This is a genomic window from Klebsiella sp. BIGb0138 (genome assembly GCF_004342285.1).
In the GTDB taxonomy this organism is placed as follows: domain Bacteria; phylum Pseudomonadota; class Gammaproteobacteria; order Enterobacterales; family Enterobacteriaceae; genus Klebsiella.
In genome coordinates this window covers 326620-345943 of record NZ_SMCV01000005.1, presented here as the reverse complement: position 1 = coordinate 345943, position 19324 = coordinate 326620, and the positions used below count along the sequence as shown (strand labels likewise).

Annotated in this window: 23 protein-coding genes; 18 read left to right on the top strand and 5 right to left on the bottom strand. The window is 56.9% G+C overall.

All coding sequences use genetic code 11. The features are described 5' to 3' along the window. Positions 1-125: 125 nt before the first annotated feature. The 7 genes from EDF73_RS14380 (at position 126) to ruvX (ending at position 5894) form a co-directional block, all read left to right on the top strand. Entirely contained in the window at positions 126-1520 is a 1395-nt protein-coding gene (locus EDF73_RS14380; RefSeq protein WP_132729782.1) for a sugar porter family MFS transporter, read from the top strand. Positions 1521-1598: 78 nt separating this feature from the next. Next, entirely contained in the window at positions 1599-2099 is a 501-nt protein-coding gene (locus EDF73_RS14375) for a SprT family zinc-dependent metalloprotease (RefSeq protein WP_132729781.1), read from the top strand. A gap of 94 nt (positions 2100-2193) precedes the next feature. After that, on the top strand, positions 2194-2901 hold the full coding sequence (endA, locus tag EDF73_RS14370) for a deoxyribonuclease I (protein WP_132729780.1): 708 nt from the start codon (positions 2194-2196) through the stop codon (positions 2899-2901). An 88-nt stretch (positions 2902-2989) separates the two neighbouring features. Then, a complete protein-coding gene (gene rsmE, locus EDF73_RS14365; RefSeq protein WP_132729779.1) occupies positions 2990-3721 on the top strand; it encodes a 16S rRNA (uracil(1498)-N(3))-methyltransferase in 732 nt (243 codons plus the stop codon). 20 nt (positions 3722-3741) lie between these two features. Next, the gene (gene gshB / locus EDF73_RS14360; protein ID WP_132729778.1) at positions 3742-4689 is read left to right on the top strand and encodes a glutathione synthase; all 948 of its coding nucleotides are present in this window, start codon (positions 3742-3744) and stop codon (positions 4687-4689) included. A 225-nt stretch (positions 4690-4914) separates the two neighbouring features. Next, complete coding sequence (locus EDF73_RS14355) at positions 4915-5478, top strand: YqgE/AlgH family protein (protein ID WP_132729777.1); 564 nt, start codon at positions 4915-4917, stop codon at positions 5476-5478. Next, positions 5478-5894, top strand: coding sequence for a Holliday junction resolvase RuvX (gene ruvX / locus EDF73_RS14350; protein WP_004867490.1), 417 nt, complete (start codon positions 5478-5480; stop codon positions 5892-5894). The genes EDF73_RS14355 and ruvX overlap by 1 nt, the downstream gene beginning before the upstream one ends. Positions 5895-5962: 68 nt before the next feature. On the opposite strand, the gene EDF73_RS14345 is transcribed toward ruvX, so the two are convergent. Both EDF73_RS14345 and EDF73_RS14340 read right to left on the bottom strand, forming a co-directional pair. After that, on the bottom strand, positions 5963-6616 hold the full coding sequence (locus tag EDF73_RS14345; RefSeq protein WP_132729776.1) for a LuxR C-terminal-related transcriptional regulator: 654 nt from the start codon (positions 6614-6616) through the stop codon (positions 5963-5965). 335 nt (positions 6617-6951) lie between these two features. Beyond that, positions 6952-7932: a type IV pilus twitching motility protein PilT gene (locus EDF73_RS14340; RefSeq protein ID WP_132729775.1), complete on the bottom strand. Its 981-nt coding sequence runs from the start codon at positions 7930-7932 to the stop codon at positions 6952-6954. Positions 7933-7948: 16 nt separating this feature from the next. Between EDF73_RS14340 and EDF73_RS14335 the strand changes: the two genes are divergently transcribed. From EDF73_RS14335 to EDF73_RS14300, 8 genes are all read left to right on the top strand, one after another. Further along, complete coding sequence (locus EDF73_RS14335; RefSeq protein WP_132729774.1) at positions 7949-8653, top strand: YggS family pyridoxal phosphate-dependent enzyme; 705 nt, start codon at positions 7949-7951, stop codon at positions 8651-8653. Between the two features lie 17 nt (positions 8654-8670). Beyond that, on the top strand, positions 8671-9237 hold the full coding sequence (locus tag EDF73_RS14330; protein WP_132729773.1) for a YggT family protein: 567 nt from the start codon (positions 8671-8673) through the stop codon (positions 9235-9237). Next, the gene (gene yggU / locus EDF73_RS14325; RefSeq protein ID WP_132729772.1) at positions 9234-9524 is read left to right on the top strand and encodes a DUF167 family protein YggU; all 291 of its coding nucleotides are present in this window, start codon (positions 9234-9236) and stop codon (positions 9522-9524) included. The genes EDF73_RS14330 and yggU overlap by 4 nt, the downstream gene beginning before the upstream one ends. A 12-nt stretch (positions 9525-9536) precedes the next feature. Continuing rightward, the gene (locus EDF73_RS14320) at positions 9537-10130 is read left to right on the top strand and encodes an XTP/dITP diphosphatase (RefSeq protein WP_132729819.1); all 594 of its coding nucleotides are present in this window, start codon (positions 9537-9539) and stop codon (positions 10128-10130) included. After that, complete coding sequence (gene hemW, locus EDF73_RS14315) at positions 10123-11262, top strand: radical SAM family heme chaperone HemW (RefSeq protein WP_132729771.1); 1140 nt, start codon at positions 10123-10125, stop codon at positions 11260-11262. Before EDF73_RS14320 ends, hemW begins: the two co-directional genes overlap by 8 nt. A 310-nt stretch (positions 11263-11572) precedes the next feature. Beyond that, on the top strand, positions 11573-12619 hold the full coding sequence (locus EDF73_RS14310; RefSeq protein ID WP_132729770.1) for a sugar ABC transporter substrate-binding protein: 1047 nt from the start codon (positions 11573-11575) through the stop codon (positions 12617-12619). 61 nt (positions 12620-12680) lie between these two features. Beyond that, positions 12681-13493 carry an ATP-binding cassette domain-containing protein gene (locus tag EDF73_RS14305; RefSeq protein ID WP_132729769.1) on the top strand — a complete coding sequence of 271 codons (813 nt, stop codon included), beginning with the start codon at positions 12681-12683 and terminating at the stop codon, positions 13491-13493. A 4-nt stretch (positions 13494-13497) separates the two neighbouring features. Next, the gene (locus EDF73_RS14300) at positions 13498-14745 is read left to right on the top strand and encodes a sugar ABC transporter permease (RefSeq protein WP_132729768.1); all 1248 of its coding nucleotides are present in this window, start codon (positions 13498-13500) and stop codon (positions 14743-14745) included. Positions 14746-14797: 52 nt separating this feature from the next. Here EDF73_RS14300 and EDF73_RS14295 read toward each other — a convergent pair whose 3' ends face one another. The 3 genes from EDF73_RS14295 to trmB are packed head-to-tail and all read right to left on the bottom strand — an operon-like array spanning position 14798 to position 16613. Beyond that, positions 14798-15517 carry a DUF2884 domain-containing protein gene (locus tag EDF73_RS14295; RefSeq protein WP_132729767.1) on the bottom strand — a complete coding sequence of 240 codons (720 nt, stop codon included), beginning with the start codon at positions 15515-15517 and terminating at the stop codon, positions 14798-14800. A gap of 50 nt (positions 15518-15567) precedes the next feature. Next, positions 15568-15894 carry a YggL family protein gene (locus tag EDF73_RS14290; protein WP_132729766.1) on the bottom strand — a complete coding sequence of 109 codons (327 nt, stop codon included), beginning with the start codon at positions 15892-15894 and terminating at the stop codon, positions 15568-15570. Beyond that, a complete protein-coding gene (trmB, locus tag EDF73_RS14285; protein WP_132729765.1) occupies positions 15894-16613 on the bottom strand; it encodes a tRNA (guanosine(46)-N7)-methyltransferase TrmB in 720 nt (239 codons plus the stop codon). The genes EDF73_RS14290 and trmB overlap by 1 nt, the downstream gene beginning before the upstream one ends. Positions 16614-16749: 136 nt before the next feature. On the opposite strand from trmB, the gene mutY reads away from it, so the two are divergent. The 3 genes from mutY to mltC are packed head-to-tail and all read left to right on the top strand — an operon-like array spanning position 16750 to position 19244. Beyond that, positions 16750-17808, top strand: a complete 1059-nt coding sequence (mutY, locus tag EDF73_RS14280) for an A/G-specific adenine glycosylase (protein WP_132729764.1) — start codon at positions 16750-16752, stop codon at positions 17806-17808. Between the two features lie 27 nt (positions 17809-17835). Continuing rightward, positions 17836-18111 (top strand): oxidative damage protection protein, encoded by a 276-nt coding sequence (locus EDF73_RS14275; protein WP_132729763.1) that lies wholly within the window; start codon positions 17836-17838, stop codon positions 18109-18111. Between the two features lie 50 nt (positions 18112-18161). Beyond that, positions 18162-19244 (top strand): membrane-bound lytic murein transglycosylase MltC, encoded by a 1083-nt coding sequence (gene mltC, locus EDF73_RS14270; RefSeq protein WP_132729818.1) that lies wholly within the window; start codon positions 18162-18164, stop codon positions 19242-19244. Positions 19245-19324: the final 80 nt, after the last annotated feature.

The following is a 19324-nucleotide window of genomic DNA, read 5'->3' as shown; positions in this document are numbered from 1 at the left end:
TAAGTAATTACACTTCTTTACCTTGGTGTAACCGATTACACAGCCGTGATTGGTATCACGTTTTTTTACGATGGACTCCCCTACCCTAAGTATCGACAGAATCAATAACTCAACTGGAGGGCGTTATGCCTGACAACAAAAAACAAGGGCGCTCGAACAAGACGATGACGTTCTTTGTCTGTTTCCTCGCCGCGCTGGCGGGCCTGCTTTTTGGCCTTGATATCGGCGTCATCGCGGGTGCCTTACCCTTTATTGCCAACGAGTTCCAGATCAGCGCCCACACCCAGGAATGGGTCGTGAGCTCCATGATGTTCGGTGCCGCCGTCGGCGCCGTCGGCAGCGGCTGGCTCTCTTTCCGCCTCGGCCGGAAAAAAAGCCTGATGATCGGCGCGATCCTGTTCGTCGCCGGTTCGCTGTTCTCGGCCGCCGCCCCGAACGTCGAAGTGCTGTTGGTTTCCCGCGTCCTGCTGGGCCTCGCCGTTGGCGTCGCCTCCTATACCGCCCCGCTGTACCTGTCCGAAATCGCGCCGGAAAAAATTCGCGGCAGCATGATTTCGATGTATCAGCTGATGATTACCATCGGGATTCTCGGCGCCTATCTGTCGGATACCGCCTTCAGCTACAGCGGCGCATGGCGCTGGATGCTGGGAGTGATTATCATCCCGGCGGTTCTGCTGCTGATTGGCGTTATCTTCCTGCCGGACAGCCCGCGCTGGTTTGCCGCCAAACGCCGCTTTGTCGATGCCGAACGCGTACTGATGCGCCTGCGTGATACCAGCGCAGAGGCAAAACGCGAGCTGGATGAAATCCGGGAAAGCCTGAAGATTAAACAGTCCGGCTGGGAACTGTTTAAAGAAAACAGCAACTTCCGTCGCGCGGTATTCCTCGGCATCCTGTTACAGGTGATGCAGCAGTTCACCGGGATGAACGTCATCATGTATTACGCGCCGAAGATTTTTGAACTGGCGGGTTATGCCAATACCACCGAACAGATGTGGGGCACCGTGATCGTCGGTCTGACTAACGTGCTGGCGACCTTTATCGCCATCGGGCTGGTGGACCGCTGGGGCCGTAAACCGACGCTGATCCTCGGCTTTATCGTCATGGCCGTCGGCATGGGCGTCCTGGGCTCCATGATGCATATCGGGATTCACTCAGCGACCGCCCAGTACTTCTCCGTGCTGATGCTGCTGATGTTTATCGTCGGCTTCGCGATGAGCGCCGGTCCGCTGATTTGGGTCCTGTGTTCGGAAATTCAGCCGCTGAAAGGCCGCGATTTCGGCATCACCTGCTCAACGGCGACAAACTGGATTGCCAACATGATCGTCGGGGCGACCTTCCTGACCATGCTTAACTCGCTGGGCAACGCCAACACCTTCTGGGTCTACGGCGGGCTGAACGTCCTGTTCATCCTCCTGACTCTGTGGCTTATCCCGGAAACCAAAAACGTGTCGCTGGAACACATCGAACGTAACCTGATGAAAGGCCGCCCGCTGCGCGAAATCGGCGCCCGCGACTGACCGTCACGCTTCCTCCTCTCGCGGGAGGAAGCGTCTTCCCCTTGCTCTCCCCTTCACGCCGCACTATCCTCTGGCACTATGAAAACACCCCGAATTCCCATCGCCATTCAACAGGCCGTTATGCGCAGCCTGCGGGAAAAACTCGCCCAGGCGAATCGCCAGCTTGGCCGCAATTACCCGGAACCCACTCTGGTCTATCAGCAGCGCGGCACCTCCGCCGGCACCGCCTGGCTGGAAAAAAACGAAATTCGCCTCAACCCGGTGCTGCTGCTGGAAAACCAGCAGGCATTTATTGATGAGGTCGTCCCGCACGAACTGGCGCATCTGCTGGTGTGGAAACACTTCGGCTGCGTGGCGCCGCACGGCAAAGAGTGGAAATGGATGATGGAAAGCGTACTCGGCGTCGCCGCTCGCCGCACCCACCGTTTTGAACTCGACTCCGTCCGTCAGAACACCTTTCCCTATCGCTGTCGCTGCCAGCAGCACCAGCTTACCGTCCGCCGCCACAATCGGGTGGTGCGCGGCGAAGCCACCTACCGCTGCGTTCACTGCGGCGATCTGCTGGTCGCCGACACCTAATTATCGGCTATAACTGGAAATTTTCTGATCTGACTGATTGCATCTGACAATCGCATTCGCTACGTTGCGGGCTCGTTTTGACACGGAGTTCACGATGTCCCGTATTTATGTTTTTACTGCGGCGTTTCTGGCCGCAGCCTGTGGCGGCCAGCCCGCGGCGGAAGGTATCAACAGCTTTTCTCAGGCCAAAGCCGCCGGCGTGAAGGTCAATGCCGACGTCCCCGGCGACTTCTACTGCGGCTGTAAAATCGACTGGCAGGGGAAAAAAGGCGTTATCGACCTGCAATCTTGCGGCTATAAAGTGCGTAAAAATGAGAACCGCGCCAGCCGGGTTGAATGGGAGCACGTCGTTCCGGCATGGCAGTTCGGCCACCAGCGCCAGTGCTGGCAGGATGGCGGGCGTAAAAACTGCGCCAAAGATCCGGTCTATCGCCAGATGGAAAGCGATATGCACAACCTGCAGCCGGCGGTGGGCGAAGTCAACGGCGACCGCGCCAACTTTATGTACAGCCAGTGGAACGGCGGCGAGGGCCAGTATGGCCAGTGTGCCATGAAGGTCGATTTTAAAGATAAAGTCGCCGAGCCGCCGGCCCGCGCTCGCGGTTCTATCGCCCGCACCTACTTCTATATGCGCGATACCTATCAGCTGACCCTTTCCCGCCAGCAAACCCAGCTTTTTACCGCCTGGAATAAAATGTATCCGGTGAGCGCCTGGGAGTGCGAACGCGACGCGCGCATCGCCAAAGTTCAGGGCAACCACAATCCGTATGTCCAGCAAGCTTGCCAGGCGCAAAAGAGCTAACCTACACTAGCGGCAATTGTTAATTGCAGATCCCGTGTTGCTCAATGGTGGGGAAGACGGCATCTGCGCGAAGAACGGAATATCAAGTATGCGCATCCCTCGCATCCACCACCCGGAGCCTGTTACCGTCGGTAGCCAAATCGCCCTTTCTGAAGATGCCGCCAACCACGTTGGCCGCGTTTTACGCATGGGCAAAGGCCAGGCAATCCAGCTTTTTGACGGCAGTAATCAGGTTTTCGCGGCCGTGATTGCCGAAGCCGGTAAGAAAAACGTTCTGGTTGAGGTGATAAGCGGCGAGACGGACGATCGCGAGTCGCCGCTGCACATCCATCTGGGCCAGGTGATGTCGCGCGGTGAAAAAATGGAGTTCACCATCCAGAAATCGATTGAACTGGGTGTAAGCCTCATTACGCCACTGTTTTCCGAGCGCTGCGGCGTTAAACTGGACGCCGAACGTTTGCAGAAAAAGATCCAGCAGTGGCAGAAAATCGCCATTGCCGCCTGCGAGCAGAGCGGTCGTAACGTGGTGCCGGAAATTCGCCCGGCGATGCAGCTCGAAGCATGGTGCGCGGAGCAGGACGATAGCCTGAAGCTCAACCTGCACCCTCGCGCCAGCGCCAGCATCAACACCTTGCCGCTGCCGGTGGAACGTATTCGTCTGCTGATTGGCCCGGAAGGAGGACTGTCGGCGGAGGAGATCGCAATGACCGCTCGCTATCAGTTTACTGATATTCTGTTGGGACCGCGCGTTCTACGTACAGAGACAACTGCGCTAACTGCCATTACCGCCCTGCAGGTGCGTTTTGGCGACTTAGGTTGAAGCGTTAACGGAGAATTACAATGATCAAGCTCGGCATCGTGATGGACCCCATCGCAACCATCAACATCAAGAAAGACACCAGCTTCGCTATGTTGCTGGAAGCGCAGAGTCGCGGCTATGAACTCCATTATATGGAGATGAACGACCTGTACTTAATTAACGGTGAAGCCCGCGCCCACACGCGCAAGCTGAGCGTGGAGCAGAATTACGATAAGTGGTACGCGTTTACCGGCGAGCAGGATCTGGCGCTGGCGGATCTCGACGTCATTCTGATGCGCAAAGATCCGCCGTTCGATACCGAGTTTATTTACGCCACCTACATTCTGGAGCGTGCCGAAGATAAAGGCACGCTGATCGTCAACAAGCCGCAGAGCCTGCGGGACTGTAACGAGAAGCTGTTCACCGCCTGGTTTGCCGACCTGACGCCGGAAACCCTGGTGACGCGTAATAAAGCCCAGCTGAAAGCCTTCTGGGAGAAGCATGGCGATATTATCCTCAAGCCGCTGGACGGCATGGGCGGGGCCTCCATTTTCCGGGTGAAAGAGGGTGACCCTAACCTGCCGGTGATCGCCGAGACGCTGACCGAGCTGGGTAGCCGCTACTGCATGGCGCAGAACTATCTACCGGCGATTAAAGACGGTGATAAGCGCGTGCTGGTGGTCGACGGCGAGCCGGTTCCTTACTGCCTGGCCCGTATCCCGCAGGGCGGAGAAACCCGCGGCAATCTCGCTGCCGGGGGGCGCGGTGAAGCGCGTCCGCTGAGCGACAGCGACTGGGCCATTGCCCGCCGCGTCGGCCCAACGCTGAAGGCCAAAGGGCTGATCTTCGTCGGTCTGGATATCATTGGCGATCGTCTGACGGAGATTAACGTCACCAGCCCCACCTGCGTGCGCGAAATCGAAGCGGCCTTCCCGATTTCCATCACCGGAATGCTGATGGACGCTATCGAGAAACGCATCAATAAATAAGTCCCCTCGGGCGCCAGCAAGATACACCACGTGATTCAACGCGAGATTTCGGGCTACAGGAAGGCGATGACGCAGCGAGTGCCCGGGAGCATAGTCCGCTATGTGACCGGGTTGAGCGAGGAAATCAACGCTCCTGTCGCCTGAAAGATAAAGTTGAATCGACAGTCTCGCACTTTACCCGCATACTGGGTGCTGCTTTTTGAACCAGGAACAGAACCTCTGACAATGAATTTACAGCATCACTTTCTGATTGCCATGCCTGCTCTTCAGGATCCCATTTTCCGCCGCTCCGTGGTTTATATCTGCGAATACAACGACGAGGGCGCCATGGGTATTATCATCAATAAGCCGCTGGAAAATCTGCAGATTGACGGAATTCTGGAAAAATTGAATATCGTCGCTGAGCCGCGTAATCCGGACATTCGTCTGGATAAACCGGTGATGCTTGGCGGGCCGCTGGCCGAAGACCGCGGTTTTATTCTGCACTCGCCGCCCTCTGATTTTTCCTCCAGCATTCGTATTTCCGATAATACGGTGATCACCACCTCTCGCGACGTGCTGGAAACGCTCGGCACGGATAAGCAACCAGACAACGTGCTGGTGGCGCTGGGCTACGCCTCATGGGAGAAAGGTCAGCTGGAGCAGGAAATTCTTGATAACGCCTGGCTGACGGCTCCGGCGGATCAAAATATTTTGTTTAAAACGCCGATAGCCGACCGCTGGCGTGATGCGGCGAGGCTGATTGGTATCGATATCGTGACGATGCCTGGCGTAGCGGGGCATGCCTAATGAGCGGAACGCTGCTGGGTTTTGATTTCGGCACCAAAAGCATCGGCGTCGCCGTCGGTCAACGCATTACCGGCACCGCTCGTCCCCTGCCGGCACTGAAAGCGCAGGACGGTAAACCGGACTGGAACGTTATCGAGAAGCTGCTTAAGGAGTGGCAGCCTGAGGCCGTCATCGTCGGCTTGCCGCTGAATATGGACGGCACAGAACAGCCGCTGACCGCGCGCGCACGTAACTTCGCCAATAAAATCCATGGTCGTTTTGGCGTGAAGATCACCCTCCACGACGAGCGCCTGAGCACGGTCGAAGCCCGCGCCGGGCTATTCGAGCACGGCGGATTTCGCGCCCTGAATAAAGGCAGCATCGATTCCGCCTCAGCGGTCATTATTCTGGAAAGCTACTTCGAGCAGGGTTTTTAAACCCGAACAGGGTTGATGACGCCACCTTCCGCACCATGGCGCCATCAACCTTACCGCGACTTATCGCCTTAGTGACGCAAGTGCTCATTCGCCCAGCTGACAGCCTGGGTACGGTTCTTCACGCTCAGTTTACGGAAAACGTTGTACAGATGGGTCCGCACCGTGTTCTCGCTAATAAACAGCGCACGGGCAATATCCATATTGGTCGCGCCGCCACGGAGCTCATTCAGAATTTCACATTCCCGCTCGGTCAGTGGGGAGCTTTCCGCCGGGCGCGATGCCTGATCCACGGCATACATCGCCGGGTGCATCACGCTCAATTCGGCCGTCTGTTGGCCATTAAGTACAGCCTTAATGCCCTCAATTAAACGCAATTCATCATCGTCGTGACGGAATACGCCATACAGAGCCGGCCACTGCGCCATTTCATAGAGTTCATATTTTTGCGCGCTGTTGATAATCAGCAGTCGCGGGTTATGAGCATAAGAACGAATAATATCTCGCCACGCGCCATTCAGCTTTTTATTCGACACCGCGATATCAAACAATATTACACTCTCTTTCGCAAAACGCTGAGGCTGGGGCTTATTGATATTATGCAGCATCACCTTAACGGACAAGGCTTCGGTCAGGTAAGAGGCAAATGCCTTACTCTGAATAGTCGGATGAGTAATAAAGACAAGCTGACAAGAACAAGAAAAACTACCTGATAAATTAATCACTTAAAACTCTCCTTAGCAAGCGCCCACCATCATGGTGGTTAAATGAATCAAACCAGAATGACAAACAAATTAATAAATTTACATTTCAACACAATATTCTACAGGGACCCTCCTGGCCCCAGAAACAAGCATAATTCGAACCAATGAAAAGTGTCAAAAGATAATCTTATTTTTTTCCCTGTTCTGCGAAGATAATATCATTTCAAAATTTATACCCGGCATTCCACACCGTAACAGACTTACCCTGAGCGATATTTCATTTTAATACCAACAAACATTAATAAAACATTACGATAACAACAAACTGGCATGACCACGGAATATTAAAGCGGCGCTTATAAGCGGCCAGATGATACACGTTGTTGAAAACTTTGCGTAAAAGTCTGCATTCCGGCCTGTTGTCCGGTTTGCATCACGCCGGGCAACTGATGAGTTTTCCCCTCACGGATCAAATTCGCCACCGCCGGGATATTGACCAAAAGCTCGTATAGCGCAACTCTTCCGCCTGAGGTATCCGGTAGCAATTTTTGCGCGAGTACCGCACACAAACTTCCTGCAAGCTGGCTACGGACCTGCTCTTTCTCCTGAGCGGGAAAGACGTCGACCAGCCGTTCAACCGCCTGTGCGGCCCCGCGGGTATGCAGTGTAGCCATCACCAGATGCCCGGTCTCAGCAGCGGTCAGCGCCAGACGGATGGTTTCGCTATCGCGCAGCTCCCCAAGAAGGATGACGTCGGGATCCTGGCGCAGCGCGACCCGTAAAGCTGCAGCAAAGGAGGGACTATGGCGACCGATTTCCCGTTGCTGAATCAGGCTTCGTTCACTGACATGGAGATATTCCACCGGATCTTCGAGGGTCAGAATATGGCCATCAAGACATTGATTAAGGTGGTTGACCATCGCTGCCAGGGTGGTCGATTTCCCGCTGCCGGTCGCGCCGGCGACCAGAATCAGACCGCTTTCTTCGCGCAGCAGTTCCGTCAGCGCCGTCGGGACGCTGAGCTCCTCAAGCCGGGGGCAGCTTCGCGGCAGTAAGCGCAGCGCCAGCGATAGTCCCCGCACGTGGGAAAATGCGCTGGCGCGAAGACGCGCGCCGCTGGCCAGCGTTAAGGCAAAGTCCACCTGCCCGTTGGCCTGCCACTGGGCTAACTGCTTTTCGTTAAGCCAGTCGTTAAGCAGTTTAGCGATATCCGGCGAGTGAAAAGGGGCCGCCTCCAGCTTTCCCTGGCGACGCCAGCGCGCCGCTGAGGCATTGCACAGGTGTAGATCGGAGACGTTATGCTTTACACTAAGGGCCACGATTTCTTCCAGCTCCATAACTCATCCTCGGAATATGAACGATATTGCGCATAACCTGGCACAGGTCCGGGACAAAATCTCAGACGCTGCCGCACGCTGCGGCCGCGCTCCAGAAGAAGTGACGTTGCTTGCAGTAAGTAAAACCAAACCTGTGAGCGCGATTGAAGAGGCGATGGCAGCAGGCCAGGTGGCTTTTGGTGAAAACTACGTTCAGGAAGGGGTGGAGAAAATTCGCCACTTTCAGCAGGCCGGCGTCCGACATCTGCAGTGGCACTTTATCGGGCCTTTGCAGTCCAACAAAAGCCGTCTGGTGGCGGAACACTTTGACTGGTGCCATACCGTCGATCGCCTGAAAATCGCCACGCGGCTTAGCGAGCAGCGTCCGGCGCACTTGCCACCGCTCAATGTATTGATTCAAATAAACATTAGCGATGAGCAAAGCAAATCGGGCATCCTTGTGCAGGCGCTGGACGCCCTGGCGGCGGAGATCGCCGCGCTGCCTAACCTGCGGTTGCGCGGGCTGATGGCTATTCCGGCACCTGAGTCAGAATATGTAAGGCAGTTTGCCGTGGCCCAACAAATGGCGGTAGCATTTGCGCGACTCAAAACGCATTACCCTACGGTCGATACCTTGTCTCTGGGCATGTCGGATGATATGGAAGCCGCAATCGCGGCGGGAAGCACGATGGTGCGCATCGGTACCGCGATATTCGGTGCGCGCGACTACAGCAAAAATTAAGGAATCTGAGGAACGCCATGAAGACGTTGACTTTCCTGCTGGCAACGGTCATTGAACTGTACACGATGATCATGTTGCTACGCGTCTGGATGCAGTGGGCACGCTGCGACTTTTACAACCCGTTTTCGCAGTTTGTCGTTAAGGTCACCCAGCCTATCGTCGGGCCGCTGCGACGCATTATTCCGGCCATGGGCCCTATCGACAGCTCTTCGCTGCTGATCGCATTCATTCTTTGCGTCATAAAGGCTATCGTGCTGTTTATGGTGGTTACCTTCCAGCCGATTATCTGGATTTCCGCGCTGCTGATTCTGATTAAAACCGTCGGCCTGCTCATTTTCTGGGTTCTGCTGCTGATGGCGATTATGAGCTGGGTCAGCCAGGGCCGTAGCCCGGTAGAGTTCGTTCTGATGCAGCTGGCCGATCCGCTGCTGCGCCCGATTCGCAGAATGCTGCCGTCAATGGGCGGTATCGACTTCTCGCCAATGGTGCTGGTGCTGCTGCTGTATGTGGTCAACATGGGCATCGCCGAGCTGCTGCAGGCGACGGGCAACGTTCTGCTTCCGGGGCTGTGGATGGCGCTATGAGTGCCGTCGAAGTCTGCGCTGACGGGTTGGTGCTGCGGCTGTATATTCAGCCCAAAGCCAGCCGCGACAGCATCGTAGGTTTACATGGCGACGAACTGAAAGTCGCCATTACCGCTCCACCCGTTGATGGTCAGGCTAACGCCCATCTGGTGAAATTCCTTGCCAAACAGTTTCGTGTCGCCAAAAGCCAGGTACTGCTTGAAAAAGGGGAGCTTGGCCGCCACAAACAGATAAAAATCATCAACCCGCAACAGATCCCGACCGCGGTCGCGGCGCTGACAGAATAAACAGGATTAATGATGCAAAAAGTTGTTCTCGCCACCGGTAACGCCGGCAAGGTTCGCGAGCTGGCCTCGCTGCTGGAAGATTTTGGTCTGGATATCGTGGCGCAAACCGATCTGGGCGTGGATTCCGCCGAAGAGACCGGGCTGACCTTTATCGAAAACGCGATTCTGAAAGCGCGCCATGCCGCTCAGATAACCGGGCTACCGGCCATTGCCGACGACTCCGGTATCGCGGTAGACGCTCTGGGCGGCGCGCCGGGGATCTATTCCGCCCGCTATTCCGGCGAAGATGCCAGCGACCAGCAGAATCTGGAAAAACTGCTTGATGCCCTGCAGGAGGTCCCGGACGAGCAACGGCAGGCGCAGTTCCACTGCGTGCTGGTCTATCTGCGCCATGCCGCCGATCCTACGCCGATCGTCTGTCATGGCAGCTGGCCGGGGGTGATTACCCGTAAAGCGGCAGGAACCGGCGGCTTCGGCTACGACCCGATTTTCTTTGTTCCGTCAGCGGGGAAAACCGCCGCGGAACTCAGCCGTGAAGAAAAAAGCGCCATCTCCCACCGTGGACGCGCGCTGAAACTGTTACTGGAAGCATTGCGTAATGGCTAATTTGCCGCCTCTGAGCCTGTATATTCATATCCCCTGGTGCGTACAGAAATGCCCGTACTGCGACTTTAACTCGCATGCGCTGAAGGGCGAGGTGCCGCACGATGACTATGTGCAGCATCTGCTGACCGACCTGCGGGCCGATGCGGCCTATGCCCAGGGGCGTGAAATCGGGACCATTTTTATCGGCGGCGGTACGCCGAGCCTGCTTTCCGGCCCGGCGATGCAAACCCTGCTCGACGGCGTACGCGACTGCCTGCCATTGGCTGCCGCGGCGGAGATCACCATGGAGGCCAACCCTGGCACCGTGGAAGCCGATCGCTTCGTCGAGTACCAGCGCGCGGGAGTGAACCGCATCTCCATCGGCGTGCAAAGCTTTAGCGAGCCTAAACTGCAGCGCCTGGGTCGTATTCACGGCCCGGACGAAGCCAAACGGGCGGCGCATCTGGCCAACGGCCTCGGGCTGCGCAGCTTCAACCTCGATCTGATGCACGGTCTGCCGGACCAGTCGCTGGATGAGGCGCTGGACGATCTGCGTCAGGCGATTGCACTCAATCCGCCGCATCTCTCCTGGTATCAGCTGACCATTGAGCCGAATACCCTGTTCGGTTCGCGCCCGCCGTTACTGCCGGATGACGACGCGCTGTGGGATATTTTTGAGCAGGGGCATCGCCTGCTGACGGCGGCGGGCTATCAGCAGTATGAAACCTCGGCCTATGCCAAACCGGGCTATCAGTGTCAGCACAACCTGAACTACTGGCGCTTTGGCGACTACCTCGGCATCGGCTGCGGGGCGCACGGCAAGATTACCTTCCCGGACGGGCGGATCCTGCGTACCGCAAAAACGCGCCATCCGCGGGGGTACATGGAAGGTCGTTACCTCGAACGCCAGCATGATGTCGAGGTCAACGATAAACCGTTCGAGTTCTTTATGAACCGTTTTCGTCTGCTGGAAGCCGCGCCGCGCCGCGAATTCAGCCGCTATACCGGCCTGGATGAGCGCGTGATTCGCCAGCAACTCGATGCCGCCATCGCCCAGGGCTACCTGGTTGAAGATGCTCACGCCTGGCAGATAACCGAGCACGGCAAGCTGTTTTTAAACTCGCTGCTGGAGCTGTTTCTCAGCGAAGAGTAACGCCGCGGGCGGCCCTCCGCCGCCCGTTTTTTCCTGCATTCCTCCTCTCACCGTCGTTTTTTTCACCCGCGCTTCGGTCAAATCCCCTGCTGTTTTTTTATTCAATTCTTTGCAACCAATCACAAATCTGCATCAACATTTTTCCATTTCTTGACTCCATTTTTGCGCGGTGGTAATCCTGCTTCATCGGTTGAGCAAATGTAAAACCGAAGTATCCTACATGTGAAATATTGGTAACTCTTATTAAAAAAGTCTTGATGACGTTGGCGCAGCCCGGCGGATTCAAGCATATAAAAAAGAGGGTAATACAATGAATTACCGTAATATTTTTATCGCACTCGCAACAATATCCGGCGGAATTGTCGCCTCTGCTCACGCGGCGGAATCCGCCACCGTGGCATTTCTCATGCCCGACCAGGCCTCCACCCGCTATGAACAGCATGATTTCCCGGGATTCAAAGCCGAAATGAGCAAGCTGTGCGCCGATTGCAAAGTCATTTATCAAAATGCTAATGCCAGCGCCACGCTACAGCAGCAGCAATTCAACTCGGTCATCGCCCAGGGGGCGAAGGTTATCGTGCTCGATCCGGTAGACTCCTCCGCCGCCGCCGCGTTGGTGGAAAACGCCCAGGCGCAGGATGTCAAAGTGATCGCCTACGATCGCCCTATCCCCGGCAAACCGGCGGATTTCTACGTTTCGTTTGATAACGAAGGGATTGGCTATGCGATTTCTAAATCGTTGGTCGACCATCTGAAAGAGAGCGGCGTGGCGAAAGACGCCGGAGTCCTGCAAATTAACGGCTCGCCGACCGATGCTGCCGCCGGTTTGATTCGCGACGGTATCCATCGCGGCCTGAAAGAGTCGGGGTATAAAACGCTGGCGGAGTTCGATACTCCGGAGTGGGCGCCGCCAAAAGCGCAGGAGTGGGCCGCCGGGCAAATCACCCGCTTCGGCGACCAGATTAAAGGCGTGGTCGCCGCCAATGATGGCACCGGCGGCGGCGCGATCGCCGCCTTTAAAGCCGCCGGCGTCCAGCCCGTGCCGCCGGTCACCGGTAACGACGCCACTATCGCCGCGCTGCAGTTAATCATCGCCGGCGACCAGTACAACACCATCTCCAAACCGTCAGAAATCGTTGCCGCCGCCGCGGCGAAAGTGGCCGTGGAACTCATTCAGGGTAAGAAACCGCAGGCGAGCACTACGCTGTACAACACGCCTTCTCAGCTCTTTACCCCGGCGGTGATCACCGTAAAAAATATCAAAGCGGAAATCTTCGATAAAAAGATCCAAACCTACGCTCAGGTGTGTACCGGCGAGTATGCCGCGGCCTGCCAGAAATTAGGTATTGAGAAATAATGCTGCCCCTGCGCCCGTCGTCGCCGACGGACGCAGTTTCGCCATCATTGAGGTCTTTTTTATGTCGCAACAACAAGACATCGTCGCCAGCACCAGGCAACCGATTCTGAAACTGAGTAATGTCTCCAAACACTTTGGCGCGGTCTCCGCATTGACGGATATTGAGCTGGAGGTTCATGCCGGCGAAGTGGTCGCCCTGGTCGGCGATAACGGCGCGGGAAAATCCACGCTGGTCAAAATCCTCGCCGGCGTACATCAGCCGACCACCGGCACCATCGAGTTCGACGGTCAGAGCGTGACCCTGGATAGCCCGGGGAAAGCGCTGGAATACGGTATCGCCACGGTCTTTCAGGATTTAGCGCTGTGCGAAAACCTCGACGTGGCGGCAAACCTGTTTTTAGGTCACGAGATTTCACCTTTGCAGCTCGACGAGGTGGCGATGGAGGTTCGGGCATGGACGCTGTTGCAGGAGCTGGCCGCCAGAATTCCGTCGGTTCGCGAGCCCGTCGCCTCGCTCTCCGGCGGCCAGCGCCAGACCGTGGCGATTGCGCGCTCCCTGCTGATGAACCCCAAAATTATCATGCTCGATGAACCCACCGCGGCGCTCGGCGTCGCCCAGACGGCGGAAGTTCTCAACCTGATTGAACGCGTTCGCGAGCGCGGCCTCGGGGTGATTATTATCAGCCACAACATGGAAGACGTCCGCGCGGTGGCCGATCGCATCGTGGTGCTGCGGCTCGGGCGCAATAAAGGCATCTTCACCCCCGACGCATCCAACCAGGACCTCGTGGCGGCCATTACCGGTGCGACTGAGAACGCCGTTTCACGCCGCGTCGAACGTAAATCACAGTTAAGTTCTTCTGGAGTGATTTAATTTTATGAACAGCAAGACAGAATCCCGCCCCGCTTTGGATCGCAGCGATGAGCGCGTCCAGCACAACGACGGTCTGTTCGGCGCGGTGCGCGCGCAAATCAATCGTATCAAGACCGGCGATCTGGGCACCGCCCCGGTTATCGCCGGGCTAATCGTGATCTCATTGGTTTTCACCTGGCTCAATCCGGTCTTTATTGCGCCCAATAACCTGGTGAACCTGCTTTTTGACTGCGCCACCGTGGGATTTATCTCGCTGGGGATCGTCTGCGTGCTGATGCTTGGCGAAATCGATCTCTCGGTTGGCTCGATGAGCGGTCTCTCCTCGGCGATCGTCGGCGTACTGTGGGTGAACGCCGGCTGGCCGGTGGCCGCGGCGATTGCCGTCGCGCTGCTGTGCGGTATCGCCGTCGGCCTGATTTACGCGCTGTTGTATAACCGCGTCGGAATGCCAAGCTTCGTCGCAACGCTGGCTGGCCTGCTGGCGCTGCTCGGACTGCAGCTGTATATCCTCGGCCCCAGCGGCAGCATCAACCTGCCCTACGCGTCCCCGCTGGTGCGCTTCGGCCAGCTGATGGTGATGCCGGGCTGGTTCTCCCATATCATGGCGCTGTTGCCCGGGTTGGCGATACTCGCCTTTGGCGTCAAAACCCGGACGCGCCGCCTGGCCGCGAACCTTTCTGCGGAAGCCGTCAGCTCGCTGCTGCTGCGCGCCGTTCTGCTGACGGTAATCTTTGAAGCCGCCGTTTTCTATCTCAACCTCGGGCGCGGCATACCGTGGATTTTCGGCCTGTTCGTCGCCTTCGTGATGATCCTCAACTATGCGCTCAAGCGGACCAAATGGGGGCGCTCAATGTTTGCCGTCGGCGGCAACCGCGAGGCCGCTCGCCGTTCGGGGATCAACGTGCGGGCTATTTACGTCAGCGCCTTTGTGCTCTGTACCACGCTGGCGACGTTCGGCGGCATCCTGGCCGCTTCCCGTCTGGCCTCCGCCAGCCAGCAGGCCGGAACCGGTGATGTGAACCTGAATGCCATTGCGGCGGCGGTGATCGGCGGCACCAGCCTGTTCGGCGGGCGCGGCAGCGCCTGGTCCGCTCTGCTGGGGATCATCGTGATTCAGTCGATATCGAATGGTCTGACGCTGTTGAATCTGCCGTCATCGCTGCGCTACATCATTACCGGCTGCGTGCTGGCGATAGCGGTGATTATTGACTCTCTGGCCCGCCGTTCCCGCGTATCGCACGGGCGAGCCTGAGATCAGAGGACGCGGTACGCCCCGGAATTCCGGGGCGTACCGCAAAAAAGCGTTATTTCAGCGAGCTTACCAGCGCCTTACGGCTCTCTTCGAGAGAGACCACGCGGCTACAGACGTCTTTGCCAAATTTCTGGAAATCCGCTTCCTGGTTTTTCCATTCTTCCTGAATCGCCGTTTGCAGACCGCCAAGACTGCCGAGGATCCCCTGCAGCGGGTTGCCTCCGCCTTTCAGCACCGCCTTCGCGCCCATCTCGTTAATGCTGTCCTGCAGGATCCCGCCCATCGCCTGGTTAACCAGCTGCTGGCCGTCGGCACGTACCTGATCGATCGCTTTATAGTGGAAGGTCAGGCCGTCGCTGCGATGTTCAATGATGCGGTTCATCTGGGTTTTCAGCTGCGCATCGAGCTTCGTCAGACGACCGTGCATACTGCTGCTGGTGCCGACCTGCTCGGTAATGATTTTATCCAGCGCCTGACGCCCCTTCTCGACTCTGGCGCGCGCGCCGTCATCTATCCACGGCAGGCTGCTGCGCAAGCCGGCCTGATAATCCTGAGCCTGCTCGCGCTGGGCGGCCGTCAGAGTATACTGTTTTCCGTTCCAGGTCAGGTTGCCGTCCGGCATAATCACCAGATCGCCGTTCTCCCCTTTCACCTGCACCTGGTGTGGGCTGAGGATCACGTCGTCACGCGGCGTGACGCTACACTGATAGTCCGCATGGGCGGACAGAGCGGTCACGGACAGCGCCACCGCCAGCAGCGTTTTGCGCATCATAAAACTCCCTTCAGACAAAACGGGTCGGCAATTGCCGACCCTTGTCAAACTTAGTCCCACCAGACGTCAAAAAGTTCGCTGGTGCGCACATCGGCAAGCCCGCGATCTTCCAGCCACTTGCGCACGAGAGCCTGGTGCTCTTCGGTGCATTTACCGATTTCCTGCATGCAGATCAGGCCTTCCCAGGAGAGGTAGCCGCTGCCGTCAAACGCCAGTTTGTTCGGCTCAATCACTTCATTAATCAGGTCATTCACGGTCTGATCGATATGCTCTTCAGTGCTCCCTTCCGGGAAACGCCAGGCGACGGAAAAGCCCATTTCCTGAAATTCGTCGATATGCATTTTTTTACGCAGACGACGGCTACGATTCTTTGCCATTATTTCACCCTCTCGAACATTAAGTCCCATACGCCGTGGCCAAGACGATGGCCACGCTGTTCAAATTTGGTTACCGGGCGCGATTCCGGGCGCGGTACATAATCGTTGCTTGCAGACTGGTTACGATACCCATCAAGCGATGACATCACCTCCAGCATATGCCCGGCATACGCTTCCCAGTCGGTCGCCATATGGAAGACGCCGCCCAGCTTCAGTTTGCTTTTTACCAGCTCGGCAAAAGGCGCCTGGACGATACGGCGTTTATTATGCCGCGCTTTATGCCACGGGTCAGGGAAAAACAGCTGGACCATATTGAGCGAGTTGTCCGGGATCATGGTGTGCAACACTTCAACCGCATCGTGACACATCACGCGCAGGTTCTGCACCCCCTCTTCCTCGGCGGAAGCCAGACAGGCTCCCACGCCCGGGGAGTGTACCTCAATACCGAGGAAATTCTGCTCGGGTTTCGCTTTCGCCATCGCCACCAGCGAGGCGCCCATGCCGAAACCGATCTCGAGGGTCACCGGCGCTTCGCGGCCAAACAGGGTCGGGAAGTCGAGCGGCGCATCGTTGAACTCAACGCCCATCACCGGCCAAATAGTGTCCAGCGCGTGCTGCTGCCCTTTGGTCAGGCGGCCCTGGCGGCGGACGAAGCTACGAATGCGGCGCAGCGGGCGGCCGTTTTCATCGAATTCCGGAGATATGACGTCGTTTTTCATAAAAGTTAAGTCTGCTTGTGAGAGTGTGCGGAAAACGGGCATTATCCAAAGTTACCCGGCGGATGCAAGGGTTTACAGCCTGTCGCCCTTATGCTGCAATCTGCCCCCCTGTTATCGCGATTCCGGAGCTGTAGCTTTGACTTTTCTCGCCGCGCAATTTTCAGCCCAGGTGCTGGACTGGTACGACAAATACGGGCGTAAAACCCTGCCATGGCAAATCGGCAAAACGCCCTACAAAGTATGGCTCTCTGAGGTGATGTTGCAACAAACGCAGGTCGCTACGGTGATTCCCTATTTCGAACGCTTTATGGCCCGCTTCCCGACGGTAACCGATCTGGCCGCGGCGCCGCTGGATGAAGTCCTGCATCTGTGGACCGGGCTCGGCTATTACGCCCGCGCGCGGAATTTACATAAGGCGGCGCAGCAGGTGGCGAGCCTGCACGGCGGCGCGTTCCCGCAGACCTTTGATGAAGTCGCCGCGTTGCCCGGCGTCGGGCGTTCCACGGCAGGGGCAATCTTATCCCTCTCCCTTGGTAAGCATTATCCGATTCTCGATGGCAACGTGAAACGCGTGCTGGCGCGCTGCTACGCGGTCAGCGGCTGGCCGGGGAAAAAAGAGGTCGAAAAACAGCTGTGGGAAATCAGCGAAGCGGTCACGCCGGCAGCCGGGGTCGAGCGCTTTAACCAGGCGATGATGGATCTCGGGGCGATGGTCTGCACCCGCTCGAAACCGAAATGCGAGATCTGTCCGCTCAATAACGGCTGCGTGGCCTATGCCAACCATTCATGGGCACAATATCCGGGCAAAAAGCCGAAACAGATTATTCCGCAGCGGACGGGCTATTTCCTGCTGATGCAGCACGGCAATGAGGTGTTTCTCGCGCAACGTCCGCCGGTGGGTTTATGGGGCGGATTATTCTGTTTTCCGCAGTTTGAGGAGGAAGCCGGACTCCGCGAGTGGCTGGCTCAGCGGCAGATAAAGGCCGACAATCTGACGCAGCTGACCGCGTTCCGCCACACTTTCAGCCATTTCCATCTGGATATTGTGCCGATGTGGCTTACAGTAGATTCATCTGGCGCATGCATGGATGAAGGCAACGCACTCTGGTATAACTTAGCCCAGCCGCCGTCGGTCGGACTGGCGGCTCCCGTGGAGCGCCTGTTGCAACAGTTAAAGGCCGGGGCACCTGCCTGACTTTCTGGCGAATAAAGAGGATGAATAATGAGCAGAACGATTTTTTGTACTTTCCTGCAGCGTGAAGCGGATGGCCAGGATTTCCAGCTGTATCCGGGCGAGCTAGGCAAACGTATCTATAACGAAATTTCAAAAGAGGCCTGGGCGCAGTGGCAACACAAACAGACCATGCTGATCAACGAGCAAAAGCTCAACATGATGAACCTGGAGCACCGCAAGCTGCTGGAGCAGGAGATGATCAAATTCCTGTTTGAAGGCAAAGATGTGCACATCGAAGGCTACACGCCGCCGGAAAAACAGTAAGGGCCTGACGGCTCTTAAGCACAACAAACACAACGCACGCTCCCGGAATGATGAAAAAATATTTAGCGCTAGCGCTCATTGCGCCTTTGCTCGTTTCGTGTTCCACCTCGAATAAACGAGGTGGCGAGTACAACGAAGCCTGGGTTAAGGACACCAACGGCTTTGATATTCTGATGGGGCAGTTTGCCCATAACGTCGAAAATATTTGGGGTTATAACGAGGTTCTGCTCGCCGGGCCGAAGGACTACGTTAAATATACCGATCAGTATCAGACCCGCAGCCACATCAACTTTGATGAGGGGACCATCACCGTCGAGACCATCGCCGGTACCGACCCCGCCGGGCGCTTGCGCCAGGCGATTATCAAAACCCTGCTGATGGGCGACGATCCGAACTCTATCGACCTCTATTCCGATGTCGACGACATTCAGATCTCGAAAGAGCCGTTTCTCTATGGCCAGGTGGTGGATAACACCGGCGAGTCGATTCGCTGGGAGTGGCGCGCCGCGCGCTTTGCCGACTATCTGCTGCAAACTCGCCTGAAGAGCCGCAGCAACGGCCCGCGGATGATCTACAGCATCACCATCAATCTGGTGCCTAACCACCTCGACAAACGTGCGCATAAATACCTTGGACTGGTACGCCAGTCGGCGCGTAAGTATGGCGTCGATGAGTCGCTGATTCTGGCGATTATGCAGACCGAATCCTCTTTCAACCCTTACGCCGTCAGCCACGCGGATGCCCTGGGTCTGATGCAGGTTGTGCAGCACAGCGCCGGGAAAGACGTGTTCCGTTCGCAGGGCAAATCAGGGCTGCCAAGCCGCAGCTACCTGTTCGATCCGGCAAATAATATCGATACCGGCACCGCCTATCTGGCGATGCTGAGCAACGTTTATCTGTCGGGCATCGATAACCCGACCTCGCGTCGCTATGCCGTGATCACCGCCTATAACGGCGGCGCAGGTAGCGTATTGCGCGTCTTCTCCAGCGATAAGGTCCAGGCGGCCAATATCATCAACAGCATGACGCCGGGGGATGTCTACTCCACTCTCACCAGCCGCCACCCCTCGGCGGAGTCTCGCCGTTATCTTTACAAGGTCAACATGGCGCAGAAGACCTACCGCCGGAAATAAACGTCGTCTCCCCGCCGCTGTCCTCTCCTCGTGGGAGGACAGCATGGCGCTCTCTTTCCTCGTCACCCATACGAAAATGT